Source organism: Nocardia sp. NRRL WC-3656 (genome assembly GCF_000720265.1).
GTDB classification, from domain to species: Bacteria; Actinomycetota; Actinomycetes; order Mycobacteriales; family Mycobacteriaceae; genus Nocardia; species Nocardia nova.
In genome coordinates this window covers 337,237-352,367 of sequence record NZ_JOJF01000002.1, presented here as the reverse complement: position 1 = coordinate 352,367, position 15,131 = coordinate 337,237, and the positions used below count along the sequence as shown (strand labels likewise).

Annotated in this window: 14 protein-coding genes; 5 read left to right on the top strand and 9 right to left on the bottom strand. The window is 69.7% G+C overall.

What is annotated here, in order from left to right; translation table 11 throughout:
* The first annotated feature begins 383 nt into the window (after positions 1–383).
* A complete protein-coding gene (locus tag IG65_RS0104330) occupies positions 384–1,967 on the top strand; it encodes an Hsp70 family protein (RefSeq protein WP_156055480.1) in 1,584 nt (527 codons plus the stop codon).
* A 27-nt stretch (positions 1,968–1,994) separates the two neighbouring features.
* Here IG65_RS0104330 and tsaD read toward each other — a convergent pair whose 3' ends face one another.
* From tsaD to alr, 6 genes are all read right to left on the bottom strand, one after another.
* Entirely contained in the window at positions 1,995–3,029 is a 1,035-nt protein-coding gene (gene tsaD / locus IG65_RS0104325) for a tRNA (adenosine(37)-N6)-threonylcarbamoyltransferase complex transferase subunit TsaD (protein WP_030513504.1), read from the bottom strand.
* Positions 3,026–3,559, bottom strand: a complete 534-nt coding sequence (gene rimI / locus IG65_RS0104320; protein WP_030513503.1) for a ribosomal protein S18-alanine N-acetyltransferase — start codon at positions 3,557–3,559, stop codon at positions 3,026–3,028. The genes tsaD and rimI overlap by 4 nt, the downstream gene beginning before the upstream one ends.
* Entirely contained in the window at positions 3,556–4,245 is a 690-nt protein-coding gene (gene tsaB, locus IG65_RS0104315; RefSeq protein ID WP_030513502.1) for a tRNA (adenosine(37)-N6)-threonylcarbamoyltransferase complex dimerization subunit type 1 TsaB, read from the bottom strand. The genes rimI and tsaB overlap by 4 nt, the downstream gene beginning before the upstream one ends.
* A 269-nt stretch (positions 4,246–4,514) precedes the next feature.
* Positions 4,515–5,000, bottom strand: a complete 486-nt coding sequence (gene tsaE / locus IG65_RS0104310) for a tRNA (adenosine(37)-N6)-threonylcarbamoyltransferase complex ATPase subunit type 1 TsaE (protein WP_051755323.1) — start codon at positions 4,998–5,000, stop codon at positions 4,515–4,517.
* Positions 4,993–6,123, bottom strand: coding sequence for an alpha/beta fold hydrolase (locus tag IG65_RS0104305; RefSeq protein WP_051755317.1), 1,131 nt, complete (start codon positions 6,121–6,123; stop codon positions 4,993–4,995). The genes tsaE and IG65_RS0104305 overlap by 8 nt, the downstream gene beginning before the upstream one ends.
* Positions 6,123–7,265, bottom strand: a complete 1,143-nt coding sequence (gene alr, locus IG65_RS0104300) for an alanine racemase (RefSeq protein WP_231509049.1) — start codon at positions 7,263–7,265, stop codon at positions 6,123–6,125. Before alr ends, IG65_RS0104305 begins: the two co-directional genes overlap by 1 nt.
* Before the next feature lie 161 nt (positions 7,266–7,426).
* Here alr and IG65_RS0104295 point away from each other — a divergent pair, with 161 nt between their 5' ends.
* Positions 7,427–8,245 carry an SDR family oxidoreductase gene (locus tag IG65_RS0104295; RefSeq protein ID WP_030513498.1) on the top strand — a complete coding sequence of 273 codons (819 nt, stop codon included), beginning with the start codon at positions 7,427–7,429 and terminating at the stop codon, positions 8,243–8,245.
* A gap of 92 nt (positions 8,246–8,337) precedes the next feature.
* Here the strand turns inward: IG65_RS0104295 and IG65_RS0104290 are convergent, their stop codons facing one another.
* Positions 8,338–9,822: an NAD(P)H-hydrate dehydratase gene (locus IG65_RS0104290; RefSeq protein WP_030513497.1), complete on the bottom strand. Its 1,485-nt coding sequence runs from the start codon at positions 9,820–9,822 to the stop codon at positions 8,338–8,340.
* A 189-nt stretch (positions 9,823–10,011) separates the two neighbouring features.
* On the opposite strand from IG65_RS0104290, the gene IG65_RS0104285 reads away from it, so the two are divergent.
* Positions 10,012–10,443, top strand: a complete 432-nt coding sequence (locus IG65_RS0104285) for a cupredoxin family copper-binding protein (RefSeq protein ID WP_030513496.1) — start codon at positions 10,012–10,014, stop codon at positions 10,441–10,443.
* Here IG65_RS0104285 and IG65_RS0104280 read toward each other — a convergent pair.
* Entirely contained in the window at positions 10,430–10,921 is a 492-nt protein-coding gene (locus tag IG65_RS0104280; protein WP_051755315.1) for a MarR family winged helix-turn-helix transcriptional regulator, read from the bottom strand. The two genes, IG65_RS0104285 and IG65_RS0104280, sit on opposite strands and share 14 nt — an antisense overlap.
* Positions 10,922–11,056: 135 nt before the next feature.
* Here IG65_RS0104280 and IG65_RS0104275 point away from each other — a divergent pair, with 135 nt between their 5' ends.
* Positions 11,057–12,247: an MFS transporter gene (locus IG65_RS0104275; protein WP_030513494.1), complete on the top strand. Its 1,191-nt coding sequence runs from the start codon at positions 11,057–11,059 to the stop codon at positions 12,245–12,247.
* A gap of 15 nt (positions 12,248–12,262) precedes the next feature.
* On the opposite strand, the gene glmS is transcribed toward IG65_RS0104275, so the two are convergent.
* On the bottom strand, positions 12,263–14,131 hold the full coding sequence (glmS, locus tag IG65_RS0104270) for a glutamine--fructose-6-phosphate transaminase (isomerizing) (RefSeq protein WP_030513493.1): 1,869 nt from the start codon (positions 14,129–14,131) through the stop codon (positions 12,263–12,265).
* Positions 14,132–14,261: 130 nt separating this feature from the next.
* Between glmS and IG65_RS0104265 the strand changes: the two genes are divergently transcribed.
* Positions 14,262–15,128 carry a dienelactone hydrolase family protein gene (locus IG65_RS0104265; protein WP_030513492.1) on the top strand — a complete coding sequence of 289 codons (867 nt, stop codon included), beginning with the start codon at positions 14,262–14,264 and terminating at the stop codon, positions 15,126–15,128.
* Positions 15,129–15,131 lie beyond the last annotated feature (3 nt).

The window sequence follows — 15,131 nt, the reverse complement described above, 5'->3', positions numbered from 1 at the left end:
ATTGTGACAGTATGTAAGACGGTTCCGTGATCGGTCATGCCGTACGACAGTTGTGTCGTTACGGCGCGTCCATCGGCCGTAACCGTCACGCGATCCGTTGAGTACCACAGCTTCACCCACTCGCGCGACAACCTCGCGCACACCTGAGACGAGAACAAGACCGCACGTGATCGACGGCCGGTCCCGACCCTGAAAACGGATCGCACCTGATGGGACCGAAAGCCTGACGGAATGGCGCCTCACCGGACCGCCCCCGACGGAGGAAGACCCGCCCCGATCCGCGCGCGGAGTATTCGCCGCACAGCGGATGCCCGTGATGTCCGTTCGAGATGGTCGGTTCCACCAAGGCCGTCCGCTCGACCAGCTCGAGAAGGGAGGTGAACATGCGAACATCCCTCGGTATCTCCGCCGGGAACGAGGTCGTCTGCTCGGCCGTCGTCACCACCACGCCCAACGGCGCCCAGAAATTCGACTACCGCGTCGTGTCGGCGGATGTGGCACATTCCGATCCGGGTGATCTGGTCGCCTCGTCGATCGAGCTGATGACCACGCAGATGCCCCGCGACTACCTGCACCGGGTCGGCACGCACACGCCCGGCGCCTCGGCGCCCCAGACCCAGCCCGTCCCGGCCGGGGCCATCGCGGTCGCCTACCGCGATCGTGAGCAGGCGATGGCGATTCGCGCCGCGATCGGCAAGCAGCGCCGGGATGTGCAGCTCATCCCCGAAAGTACTGCGGCACTCACCTATTTGCGCGAGACCGGCCTCCTCGACCGCTACGAGACGGTGGCCGTGATCGACCTCGGTGCCTCCGGTACGACGGTCACCGTGGCCGATCTGGCCGACGACACCGTGCTGCGTTCGGAGCGCACCGAGACGATCAGTGGCGCCGCGGTGGACGAGCTGATCTATCACCATCTGCTGGACTGCCATTTCGCCCGCAGGGGCACCCGGCCCAACCGGACCATGCTGATCAATCGCAGCCGGGCCGCCAAGGAGCATCTGTCCATCGCCCCGGCGGTGACCATCGATCACGTCGCCGGGCAGCCGCTGAAGCTGACCCGCGCCGATTTCGGTGAACTGATCGCCGATCTGCTGCACGAGGCGGCCGTCTACGCCCGCGCGGTCTTCGCACGAGCGCCGAAATCCCCGGAGGCAGTGGCGATCATCGGCGGCGGCGCCAATATCGCCTCGCTGGTCGAGGGACTCGACGCACTGCTCGACATTCCGGTGGTCTCGGTTCCGGAGCCGGAGGCGGTGACCGCGAAAGGCGCGGCGCTGGTGGCCGATTCGGCCCAGCCCTCGACCTTCTCCCCGATCGCGCTCGGTAGCGACGGATCGGCCGGAACCTTCACCAAACTGATCGGCACCCTCGTCGGTGCGGTCGTGGTGGTCGGTCTCGTGGTCGGCTACGGCGTCAAGGAGCTCGTGCCGACCGCCCACCAGGATGTGACCCCGGCGGGGACGACCGGTACTCAGCTGACCACTTCGCCCGCGTCGTCCCCGATGCCCACGGGTACATCGACGGACGGCACCGGGCAGAGCCGGACCGAGCATCCCCCGACGAGCTCCACCCAGCCCGGCAGTTCGGCACCCGGCACGTCGCCGGGCAGCTCGCTGCCGACCACCCATGCCGATCAGGTGCCGCCGATCACGCCGACGACCAGCGCGCCGGTCCTGCGGCCGGATCCGAATCTGCCGCAGATCCCGCTGCCCAACCTGCCGCACCTGCTCGGCCCGCTGCTGGGAACCACCACGCCGCAACCGGTTACGCCCGAGACGACCACACCGGACAGTCCCACCCAGGGGGCCGCGCCGACCAAGCCGGGCAGCACCCGAATTCCGGTACCGCCGCACTCGAGTTCCGGGTCTGCGGAGACCGACCCGGCCCAGTCCGCCGAGCCGGGTGAATCCACTCCCTCCGGGCAGCCGACAACGCCCAGCACGACCGTTCAGCCCCAGAACTGAGCCGGCGGAATCCTTTTCGGGACGGCCTCAGCGAATCTGGCTGGTGGACACCGAAAGACCCGGGTCGGTCGCGACCGTCAGCGGAGACGGTTCGGCGCCGCCCGCGATCACGTGGGCGCCCAGGGTGGCGATCATGACGCCGTTGTCGGTGCACAAGCGCGGCTTCGGCACCCGCAGGGTCAGACCGGCGGCCGCGCACCGCTCTTCGGCCATCGACCGGATCCGGGAGTTGGCGGTCGCGCCGCCACCGAGCACGAGCGTGTCCACACCGACATCCTGCGCCGCGCGCACGGCCTTCATGGTCAGCACGTCGGCCACCGCCTCCTGGAACGAGGCCGCGATATCGGGGATCGGCAGTTCGGTCCCGTTGCGCTGGGCCGCCTCGACGTAGCGGGCGACGGCGGTCTTGAGACCGGAGAAGGAAAAGTCGTAGCGCGGATCACGCGGCCCGGTCATCCCGCGCGGGAATGCGATCGCGGCCGGATCACCGTGGACCGCAGCGGCATCCAGCGCCGGACCGCCCGGGAAGCCGAGGTCCAACAGCCGCGCCACCTTGTCGAACGCCTCGCCGGCGGCATCGTCGACGGTGCTGCCGAGTTCGACGATCGGCTCGGCCAGATCGGTCACGTGCAGCAGATGGGTATGCCCGCCGGAGACCAGCAGGGCCACGCACGGCGGCATCGGTCCGTGTTCGAGAGTGTCGACGGCGACATGCCCGCCGAGATGGTTCAACGCGTACAGGGGGATATCCCAGGCCGCCGCATAGGCTTTCGCGGCCGCCACGCCCACCAGCAGCGCACCGGCCAGGCCCGGCCCGATGGTGACCGCCAGCGCATCCGGCTTGGCGATCCCGGCCGTCGACAGCGCACGCCGCATGGCGGGCACGATGGCCTCGAGATGGGCGCGCGAGGCGATCTCGGGAACCACGCCACCGAACCGCGCGTGCTGATCGACGCTGGAGGCGACCTCGTCGGCGAGTAGTTCGCAGGTGCCGTCCGGATGGCGGCGCACGATGCCGACACCGGTTTCGTCACAGGAACTTTCGACACCCAGGACGATCATGACAGGACCTCGGAGTCGTGGGCGCGCTCGACGCCCGGGTGCGGGAATCCGGTCACCGCCGGGCGGCGCATGGTGAACGCGTCGGCGCCGCTGGGCTGGTAGTAGCTCTTGCGCAGGCCGATGATGTGGAAGCCGTGCTTCTCGTAGAGCGCGATGGCCGGGGCATTGTCGGTGCGCACCTCGAGGAAGACCGGCCCACCGCGCCGCCCGGCCTCGGCCAGCAACGCGCGCAACAGGGCGGTCCCGATGCCGCCGCGGTGTACGTCCGGATCGACACCGATGGTGTGAATCTCGGCCTCGGGATGGTCGGGCGTGCCCAGCAGCGCGATGCCCGCGTACCCGAGCATGCGCCCCGCGTCGTCACGCGCCACCAGATAGCGATTGTGCGAACCGGCCAGCTCCGAGCGGAAGGCCACGTCCTGCCAGGGATCGTCCTCCGGGAACAGCAGCAGTTCCAATTCCACGCAGCGCGCGATATCGGCCGGGCCCATCGGTTCGATATGGACCACCGGCGAGGATTCGGTACTCATCGCACCGCCTGATAGCTGCGTTCGACCGCATCGGGTCGGCGCAGATACAGCGGGACCAGCGGCTGCGGCGTCGCGCGCGCGAGGATGTCGTGGGCGGCACACCGCACCAGCCCCGCCGCCGACGGGGTCTCCACCGGCAGCACCGGAAGATCGAAAAAGTCCACGTGCGAGGGTGATCCGGCGATCGCGGTCGCATCCCCGGAATCCAGATCGACCGGTTTGCACACACCGGGACCGTCGACGCGGCCGCCGCGGCGATACCGCGCCCAGTACACCTCGCGGCGGCGGGCGTCGGTCACCACGAGCAATTCGGCGCCGGAGCTCTCGTCCTGACCGGCCGGGACCTCGGGCCATGCCTCCGCGGCGATGGCGTCGAGACTGCAGACGCCGTGCACCGGCAGGCCCAGGGCGTCACCGAAGGCGGCGGCGGTCGCCATTCCCACCCGCAGGCCCGTGAACGGGCCGGGGCCGATACCCACCACGACAGCCCCGATATCGGTGCGCGTGCGGTCGGCCTCCTCGAGGCAGGCCAGAATCTGCGGAGTGAGCACCTCGTTGTGGGCGCGCGCGTCCACGGTCACCCGGGAGGCGAGAGTGCGGACCTGCGGCTGTGTGGCGGCCTGCTCCAGTTCCACCAGTCCTGCTGTAACGGCAGGCGTCGCGGTGTCGACAGCAAGTACAAGCATGATTGCCTCAACGATACCGGTTGGTCACCTGCTGTATGCCATCAGCGCCGTCGGCGTATTCGCATGTCGCAACCGCGGGGCAAACCGCTGTCGGCCGGATGTGCGCACGTCGTGACGAGGCGACCGCGTGGCGCTCGTCAACGATTAAGTGCCGCAACAACTGCCGGGGTGCCGGTGCGGAGGTCCGTGATCCGGGCCCGGCGGCCGGGCCGGATTCCGCGCTGCCGCGTATTCGCCCGACGCGCATCGGTGGCGAGCATCACAACCGATCAGTACTGACCGACCCACTCCCAGGTGGCGGTGCGCGTCTCCGATTCCGCTTCACGATGCAACCGCACCCGCAGATGACGGTCCGCGAGATGTTCGACGACGCCGAGGCCCCACTCGACCACCACCACCGATTCGTGCAGATCGGCATCGAGATCCAGGGCGTCGAGCTCGTCGAGATCACCGCCCAGCCGGTAGGCGTCGACATGCACCAGCGGTATCGATCCCGGCGCCGCGCCCGCGCGATGCTGCCGCGCGATGATGAAGGTCGGTGAGCTGACCCGTCCCTCGACCCCGAGCCCGGCCGCGATCCCCCGGGTAAGCGCGGTCTTTCCCGCGCCCAGCGGGCCGTCGAGCACCACCAGATCGCCGGGCCGCAGCTCGGCGGCCAGTTCCCGGCCCAACGCCTCGGTATCGGCGACCGTGGGCAGTTCCCGGCTCTCGGCCTCGCCCTGTTCCTCCGGGGCTTGCTCGCGATGCTCAGCCATTGCTCGCCTCCCGCCCCACGCCGTAGTCGACGCACGCGCCGCCGAATACGCCCGTGCGCAACAGCAATCGATCCAGCGCGGCATTGATCAGCTCCGGATACTGCAGATGCACCATATGCGCGGCGTCGGTGACCCGGATCAGATCGGCGTCCGGCAGCCGGGCGGCGAGTTCCCGCGAATTGCGGAACGGGATGATCAGGTCGTGGTCGCCGCCGACGACCAGCGCCGGCCGCGGCGCGAGCACCGGCAGCGCCGCCGATTCGTCGTGCACGTGCAGGGCTTCGAGAAATTTCACGATGGTCTCGACCGGCGTGCGATCGATCATCGAGGTGGTGAATCGCGACAGCGTGGGACTGACGTCGCCGTGGAACGAACTGACGTGCAGCACCGGGGTGATCAGCTGACGGGCCGTGACCCGCCCCGCCTGCACCAGCGCCGGCGAGGTGTGGGCGAGCACCCGGAACCCGTCGATTGCCGGACTGCGCAACAACTGTGCCGCACCGGCGCGGGTCACCCCGGCCGCGGTGGTGGACAGCAGTGCGGAGGCCAGCACGCGGCGCTCGAACAATTGCGGATCCCGCGCGGCCGCCGCGAGAATCGCCATCCCACCCATGGAATGCCCCACCAGCACCAGCGGGCCGTCGGGCGCACAATCCTCGATCACCCGCAGCAGGTCGCGTCCCAGCTGTGGAACCGTGCAATTCGCAGTGCTCGGCGTGCCGGAACTGCCGTGCCCGCGCAGATCGAAGAACACCATGCGGACCTCCGCGCCCCACTGCCGCGCCAGATCGCGGCGCTGAAAGTGGAACGAGTGCATGCTGTTACAGAATCCGTGCACGAAAACGACGGTGGCAGCGGGGTTCTCGGCGCCGACGACGCGCGCGGCCAGCGGTACGCCGTCGTCGGCCACCACCCGGCGCGCGGGATCGCGGTCCAGCAGCGTGAAATCCTCGTCGCGCAGGTCGTCACCGCGAGCCGGCCAGGCGACGGCGGCGCCCATTCGCCGCAGGGCCTGCGCACCGGCCAGCGCGCCCAGCACACTCGCCGACGCCACCCCGCCACGCAGCAGTGTGGACCGTAACCGGCGCGCGCTCCGAAACTGATGTGCCCGTTCGGGTTCCATCACACCACCCCTGCCTGTCCGGTATAGCCTCGCACGACACGGCCGCGCGGGGAACACACGATCTCGTAATGGATGGTGTTCATCAGTTCCGCCCACCGCTGGGCGTGCGGATCACCTGGGGCCCCGCCGAACAGCACCGCGCGATCCCCCTCCTGCACTCCCTGCCGGTTCTCGCCCAGATCCACGACCAGCTGATCCATGCACACTCGGCCGATGTTCGGATACTCCGCATCCCCGATCCGTAGCGCGATCCGACCGCCCAGGCCGCGCGGCACGCCGTCGGCGTAACCGGCCGGAATCAGTGCCACCGTGGTGTCGTGCGGCGCGATCCACTCGTGCCCGTAGGACACGCCCTCGCCCTGCGCCACCCGTTTGACCAGGGCGACCCGGGCTCGGAAGGTCATGGCCGGGCGCAGGCCGAAGTCGGAGATCTCCGGAATCGGACTCAGGCCGTAGACGGCGATACCGGGCCGCACCATGTCGAACGCCAGATCGGGCCGGGTGAGCGTGGCCGCGGAGTTGGCCAGGTGCACCACCTCGGGCTGCAGCCCGTAGTCCTTGGCGAGGGCGATGGCCTCGACGAATCTGTCCCGCTGCACGTCGATGATCGGATGCTGCGGCTGATCGGCGTGGGCGAGGTGGGAGAACATCGCCCGCAGATGCACCACGCGCTCGGCGACCAGCTCCTGCAGCAGGGTCAGCACGTGCGGATACTCCGTGGAGGAGACGCCGTTGCGGTTCAGGCCGGTATCGAGCTTCAGCGTGACGGTCGCGGTGGTTCCGGTCGCCCGCGCCGCGCGCTCCACCGCCCGCAGGTGGGCGGTCGAGGAGACTCCGATCTCGATATCGGCGGCGATCGCGGCGGCGTAATCCGCGTCGGAGGTGTTGAGCCAGCTGAGGATGGGCGCGGTGATACCGGCCGCGCGCAACTCCAGCGCCTCGGGAATGGTGGTCACGCCGAGTTCGGCCGCGCCCGCGGCCAATGCCGCGCGGGCGACCTGCACCGCTCCGTGGTTGTAGGCGTCGGCTTTCACCACCACCATCACCGCGGCATCGCCCGCGTGTTCGCGCAGTATCCGCACGTTGTGTGCGATGGCATCCAGATCGACGACGGTCTCCACCTGCGGATCAGCGCTACTCACGGCTACCGATCCTGCCACGCGGCGCGCCGCGCCCACCCGGCGCGCCCGGGTGATATCGGATCGAGCCGAAATCAACCCTTGCTTGGAGTGCACTCCAGCTCATTAGCGTGGTTCACGCGGGCATACGCCGCCCGCCACCACCCATCGACCAGAGGGGTTTCATGAGCAAGGTTTGGTTCATCACCGGCGTCTCGCGCGGATTCGGCTGCGAATGGGCTCTGGCGGCCCTCGAGCGCGGCGACCGGGTCGCCGGAACCGCGCGCAAGCTGGAGACACTCGACGACATCATCGCCGCCTACCCCGACACCTTCCTGCCGCTGCAACTCGACGTCACCGACCGCGCGGGCGACTTCGCGGCGGTCGCGGAGGCCGCCGAGCGGTTCGGCCGCCTGGACGTCGTGGTCAACAACGCCGGGTACGGCCATTTCGGCATGATCGAGGAACTGACCGAAGAGGAGATCCGCGCTCAGCTCGAGACCAACGTCTTCGGGGCGCTGTGGGTCACCCAGGCGGCGCTGCCGATTCTGCGCGAGCAGGGCAGCGGGCACATCATCCAGGTGTCGAGCATCGGCGGGATCAGCGCCTTCCCGAATCTGGGCGCCTATCACGCGTCGAAGTGGGCGCTCGAGGGGTTCTCGCAGTCGCTGGCGCAGGAGGTCGCCGGTTTCGGCATCCACGTCACATTGATCGAGCCGGGCGGCTTCAGCACCGATTGGGCCGGCCCGTCGTCGGTGCACAGCACGGAAAACCCCGCCTACGACGAGGTGCGGGCGGCGCGCACTCGGACCCGTTCGGCCCAGCAGCCCGGCGAGCCGACGGCCACGCGGGCGGCGATCCTGGCCGTGGTCGACGCCGACAAGCCGCCCTTGCGGCTGTTCCTGGGGACCGCACCGCTGCAGATCGCGACCGCCGACTACGAGTCGCGACTGTCGACCTGGCGCGAATGGGAGTCGGTCACGCGGGCCGCCCAGGGCGACTGACCGGGCACGTACCGGGAGGACCGGGGCTGTCGGCGCTTCGGTCCCGGCACCCGGCCGTCCACCGTGGTTCCGCCGTGGCGAAGATGGCGCGGTCAGAACGAATCGGCCGGCAGTCCGTCCGCGGCATCGGCGAGACTACGCAGGGTCCGCACCGCGGCTCGTAGGTGATGCAGCAGCGGAGTGGCCGAAATGGGCGCTGCCGCATCACTGTCGGCATGGGCGGCGAGATTCGCGGCGAGGGCGTGGACACGCGCGGCGGCCGCCGCCGCCCACCCCTGGTCCCGTCCCGCCGCCAGCAGTGCGCCGATGACGCCGGACAGTACGTCCCCGGCGCCCGCGGTGGCCGCCCAGGAACCACCCGCCTCGTTGACCAGCGTCGGCTCGCCGGGGGTGGCGACCAGCGTGGACCGCCCCTTCAGCAGGACCGTGACCTGCCACTTCTCGGCGAGTTCGCGCACCGCCGCCACCCGGTCGGGGCCGAGTTCACGGCCGGTCAGACGCGCGAATTCGCCTGCGTGCGGGGTCAATACGGTCGGTGCGCCGCGACCGGTGACCAGCTCCGGCGTGGCGGCCAGCAGAGTCAACCCGTCGGCGTCGATCACCACGGGCAGATCGGTGGCCAGGACTTCCGCCAGGCGCTCGCGCGCGGCGTCGTCGGTACCCGCCCCGGGCCCGAACACCCAGGACTGCACTCGCCCGGTTCCGGAAATATTCTCGGCCGCAATGACTTCCGGGAATTGCGCGAGCACCTGCGCGGCCGCGGTTCCGGCGTAGCGGACCATGCCGGAGGTGGCGGCCACCGCGGCGCCGGTACACAACACCGCGGCACCGGGATAGGTGCCGCTGCCGGCGTGGATGCCGGTGACACCCTGCGTGTATTTGTCGTCGTGCGGTCCGGGCACCGGCCAGTCGCGACCGATCGACACCGGCTCCAACGCGGCCAGCTGCGGCTCGGGCAGGCGTAAACCGATGGGAACCAGCTGAATTCGCCCACACCACGGCGCGGCCAGCGCGTGCACCGGTTTGTACGAACCGAAGGTGACCGTCACCGCGGCCTGTACCGCCGGGCCGTCCACCGCACCGGTATTCGGATCGACACCGCTCGGCAGGTCGGCGGCGACGATCGGCGCCTCGATCGCCGCCACCAACTCGGCGGCCCGGGGTCGCAGCGCACCCCGGCCGGAGATTCCGATGATGCCGTCGACCACCAGGTCCGGCGTGCCGAGCAGTTCGGCGGCCGATCCCGCACCGGCCTCACGAATCCGGCCGCCCGCCCGGCGCAGCGCGGCGAGTCCTTCCGCATGCGCTCGCTCGGGCGACAACAGCACGGCCGTCACCGCCGCCCCGCGCCGGCGCAGCGCCGCGCCCGCCCAGAGCGCATCGCCGCCGTTGTCCCCCGATCCGACGAGCAGTGTCACCGACCGCCCGGCGACGCCGCCGGTCCGTTCCCGCAGTTCGGCCGCAACCACATTCGCCAATCCGTACGCGGCACGGCGCATCGGCACCCCCGCGGCGACCCGCTCGAACAGTTCGGCTTCGGCAGCTCGCACCTCGTCGACGGTGAAATATCCCCGCAGGGCCGGTGCCATCATTCGCCTCCTCGTAGGGATCGCACAGGGATCGCGCTCGAATCGGAACCTCCAGCAGATTACGCCCGGGATCTCCGGTTCCCGCATGCCCGCGGCCCTGCCGCCGGTTGCGACGCGGCCGGAATCGCACGCGGGTGCCGCGAACCGGACGCCACCATTCGGACTAGGCTCGTGATCATGGCCCACAGCACCGTACGCAGCCGCGCAGCGCGTCTCCTCCCGATCGCCGGAGCGCTGGTGGCTGCCGTGCTGATGGCCGGATGTGGTTCGAACACAACAACATCCACTCCCACGACCACGACCGCGGCCACGCCGCCGGGTACCGCGGCTGCCTCGCCGACCTCGGCCCAACCGGCCTCGGTCACCGTGCGCGTCGAGGATATGAAGTTTTCCCCCGACGCCGTCACGGTCCAGGCGGGCGACACCGTCACCTGGAAGTTCTCCGACAAGGTGCCCCATGCCGTGCAGGGCATCGGCGATGCGGCGATGGGCATCAACAGCCCGATCTTCACCGGCGGCGAGTGGAGCCATACCTTCGCCGTGCCCGGCGTCTACCGCTACCTGTGCCCGCTGCATCCCGAAATGCGCGGCACCGTCACGGTGCGGTAGTCGCGACGCCGTCTCCTACCCGCATCTCGCGGCGGTTCAACGCCTCCACGGCCGTCACCAGTGGGGCGAGTTCGGGATCGGCCGCGGCCTCGCGGAGCGCCTGCGACAGAGCGGCGTCGTTGGTGGGCCGCGCCTGTTCGAGGAGGGCAAGACCCGCGGGCGTGACGTCGGTATAGATGCCCCGGCGGTCGTCCGGGCACAGATAACGCTGCAGGAGACCGCGGTCCTCGAGCCGGGTCACCAGCCGCGTGGTCGCGCTCTGACTCAGCGCCACCGAGTCGGCGACCTGGTTCATCCGCAGATGGCCACCGGGCCCGTCGTGTTGCCGGCTCAGCACGGTGAGAAGTGAGTATTCGCGCACGCTGAGCTCGTGGCCGGCCTGCAGGGCGCGTTCGATCCGCGCCTCGATCCGGTCGTGCAGCACCGAGAGCGCATACCAGCCATCCGCCAATCCGGTCAGCGCGGCTTCCGCGGTCATCGGCCCTCCTCATGTCGTCGCCGTCCCCAGGATAACGCGCTCCCGCAATAGCGGGCGCTTGCAATTAACACGCGTATGCAATTATTGTCGACGCCTGTAATGCCCGACTACAACACCGTGTGGAGGCCTGCACCCATGCCACTCGCACTTCTCGCCCTCACCCTCGGCGCATTCGCCATCGGGACGACCGAATTCATCGTGGTCGGATTGCTGCCCGGGGTCGCGGACAGTTACGCGGTCTCGATCCCGACCGCCGGTTGGCTGGTCACCGGCTACGCCCTCGGCGTGCTCGTCGGCGCGCCGGTGATGACCGGACTCGGCACGCGGGTATCCCGCAAGCGCATGCTGCTGATCAGCCTGCTGCTGTTGATCGCCGGCAACGCATTGTCAGCTGCCGCACCGACTTTCGGCTTGATGCTGACCGGCCGCATCATCGCCTCACTGGCGCACGGCGCCTTCTTCGGCATCGGTGCGGTGGTCGCCGGATCGCTCGTCGCCCCGGACCGCCGCGCCGGTGCGATCGCCATGATGTTCACCGGGCTCACCGTCGCGACCGTGGTCGGCGTTCCGCTGAGCACTCTGCTGGGGCAGCATTTCGGTTGGCGGCTCGCCTTCGCGCTGGTCGCCGCCGTCGGCGCGCTCGCCTTCGCCGGAGTGCTGGCGCTGGTGCCCGATCGGCCCGCACCGCGCGACGCCCGGTTCACCCGGGAGCTGGCGGTTCTGCGCAATCCGCAGGTACTGCTCGCGATGGCGATGACCGTGCTCGGCTTCGGCGGTGTCTTCGCCGCCATCACCTACCTCGCGCCGATGATGACCGAGGTCACCGGATTCGCCGAAACCTCGGTCACCTGGATCATGGTGTTGTTCGGCCTCGGATTCCTGATCGGCAATCTGGTCGGCGGCCGCTACGCCGACCGCCACCTGCTGCCGATGCTCTACATCACGCTGGCGGCGCTGGCCGTCGTCCTGGCCCTGTTCACCCTCACCTCACACAACAAGGTCGCGGCGGCGATCACCGTTGTCCTGATCGGAGCGCTGGGCTTCGCCACCGTGCCGCCGCTGCAGAAGCGGGTTCTCGATCAGGCCGCCGCGGCGCCGACGCTGGCCTCCGCGCTGAATATCGGGGCTTTCAACCTGGGCAACGCGCTCGCCGCATGGCTCGGCGGATCGGTCATCGCCGCGGGTTTCGGTTACACGAGCCCCAGCTGGGTCGGCGTGGTCCTGGCCACGAGCGCACTCGGCTTGGCCGTCTGGTCGGGCGCACTGGAACGTCGCACGACACGCTCCAGCACGGCGCCCGAAGAGCTTGTGGCAGTGGGAGATTGACCGGCGCGCCCGCCGCTATTCGACGGTGACCGACTTCGCGAGGTTGCGTGGTTTGTCGATGTCGTAGCCGCGGGTCTGCGCCACCTCGGCGGCGAAGATCTGCAGCGGCACGGTCGACAGCAGCGGCTGGAAGAGGGTCGGGGCGGCCGGGATCTCGATCAGATGATCGGCGAACGGGCGGACCGTGTCGTCGCCCTCCTCCGCGATCACGATGGTGCGGGCACCGCGGGCCTGGATCTCCCGGATGTTGCTGAGCAACTTCGAATGCAGCACCGCGCGTCCCTTCGGGGAGGGCATCACCACGATCACCGGCAGGCCCTCCTCGATCAGCGCGATCGGGCCGTGCTTGAGCTCACCGGCGGCGAAACCCTCGGCGTGCATGTAGGCGAGCTCTTTGAGTTTGAGCGCACCCTCCAGCGCGACCGGGTAGCCGACGTGGCGGCCGAGGAACAGCACCGTCGACTGATGCGCGAACCGGCGGGCGATCTCGCGCACCTGCGGCGCGGTCTCGAGCACCCGCTCCACCAGCTTCGGCATGGCCTCCAGCTCGCCGAATTCGCGGGCCACCTCGTCCGGATACTTGGTGCCGCGCGCCTGCGCGAGGGCAAGGCCCACAAGGTAATTCGCGGTGATCTGGGCGAGGAAGGCCTTGGTCGAGGCGACCCCGATCTCCGGGCCCGTGCGGGTGTAGACCACGGCATCGGATTCACGCGGAATCTGAGCGCCGTTGGTGTTGCAGATGGCGAGCACGCGCGCCTTCTGCTCCTTGGCGTGACGCACCGCCTCCAGCGTGTCGGCCGTCTCACCGGACTGCGAGATCGCGACCACCAGCGTGGACCGGTCCAGGACCGGGTCGCGGTAGCGGAATTCACTGGCCAGCTCCACCTCGACCGGAACCCGGGTCCAATGTTCGATCGCGTACTTGGCCAGCAGTCCGGCATGATACGAACTGCCGCAGGCCACCACGAACACCTTGTCGAATTCGCGAAGTTCCTGATCGGCGAGGCGCTGCTCGTCCAGCACGATGCGGCCGTTGTCGAAATGGCCCATCAGCGTCTCGGCCACCCCGGCGGGCTGCTCCTCGATCTCCTTGAGCATGAAGTAGTCGTGGCCGCCCTTCTCGGCGGCGGCCAGATCCCAGTCGATGATGAACGGCCGGGTCCGCGCGCCCTCGGTGGCGCCGGCGAAGTCGGTGACCACATAGCTGTCCGCGGTGATGACCACGGCTTGGTCCTGACCGAGCTCGACCGCTTCGCGCGTGTGCTCGATGAACGCCGTCACATCCGAGGCGATGAACATCTCCCCCTTGCCCACACCGACCACCAGCGGCGTCGAGCGACGCGCGGCCACGATCGTGCCCGGATGATCGGCATGCGTGAACACCAGCGTGAACGCGCCCTCGAGCCGGCGCAGGACGGCCAGCGCGCTGCCGACGAAATCGCCGGCCGTGGGTCCGGCCGCATAGGCTTGGGCGACCAGGTGCACGGCGACCTCGGTGTCGGTATCGCTGCGCAGTTCGACCCCGGCCTCCTCGAGTTCGCGCCGCAGCGGGGCGAAGTTCTCGATGATGCCGTTGTGCACGACCGCGACCCGGCCCGCGAGGTCGCGATGGGGATGCGCGTTGCGGTCGGTGGGCGCGCCGTGCGTGGCCCACCGCGTATGTCCCATACCGGTCGTACCGGCGAACGCGGCGGGCCCGGCCTCGGCCAGCTCGGCCTCCAGATTGGCCAGCCGACCGGCCTTGCGCTCCACCGCGATAGTGCCCGCGCCGTCCAGGATCGCCACGCCAGCGGAGTCGTAGCCCCGGTACTCCATGCGGCGCAGTGCGTCCACGACGACGCCGAGCGCGTCCCGGTACCCGACGTAGCCAACGATTCCGCACATGGTGTCCCAGCCTACTTGGGCCGCGTGGACACGCGAATCGGCCTGCTATCGAAGCAGGTGGGGGCGTGTCCGGGCCGCTCCGTTCGTGACAGTGCCGCATTCCGGGCGACTCTCGGTAGAGTTCACCCCCGTGTCGGTGTCTGTGAAATCGCTTCTGAGCATTCTGACCAGCCCTGGTCCGCACCGGGTGATGCGCGGCAACCTCGGCATCGCCGGGCAGCCCGGCGTGGTGTACACCCCCGAAGAGGGCCACAACCTGCCCGCGGTCGTCTTCGGACACGGCTGGCTCGCCGGCGCCGGCAACTATCGCCGACTGCTCGAACACCTCGCGTCCTGGGGTTTCGTCGCCGCCGCACCCGACACCGAACGCGGCCCGCTGCCCTCGCACCTGAATCTGGCCACCGACCTGCTGACCACGCTCGACATCTGCGCGGGCGTGCGGCTGGGCAGCGGCGCGATCAGTGTGCACCCGGACAAGCTCGCCCTGGCAGGGCACGGGATGGGCGCGGGCGCCGCCGTCATCGCCGCCTCGCAGCGCAAGGTCGGCGCCGTGGCGGCCCTCTATCCGGCGCCCACCGCCCCGAGCGCGGAAGCGCTGGCCCCCCGGATCGACACCCCGGCCCTCATCGTCGCCGGCGGTGTCGACATCTCCACCGGCAACTGCACCGCGCAGGCCCTCGCCGCCGCCTGGGGCGGGCCGATGTCCCTGCGCACCGTCGACAAGGCCACCCACAACGGCATCGTCGAGGGCCGCCGCGCCCTCGCCGCCCTCGGCGCCGCCAAGTACGAACCCAAGACCGAACGCATCACCCGAGCCCTCCTGGTCGGCTACCTCAGCTACCAACTCCTGGGCGACAAGAAATACCAGCCCTTCGCCGACCCGGAAGCCGACATCCCCCACACCTCGGCCGTCGACCCCCAAGCCACCGAAGAGCCAGAGCCCGAACACGTTTCGCCCTTGCAGCTCGTGCAGGTAGCCCGCGCCCTGCGCAAGTAGAAG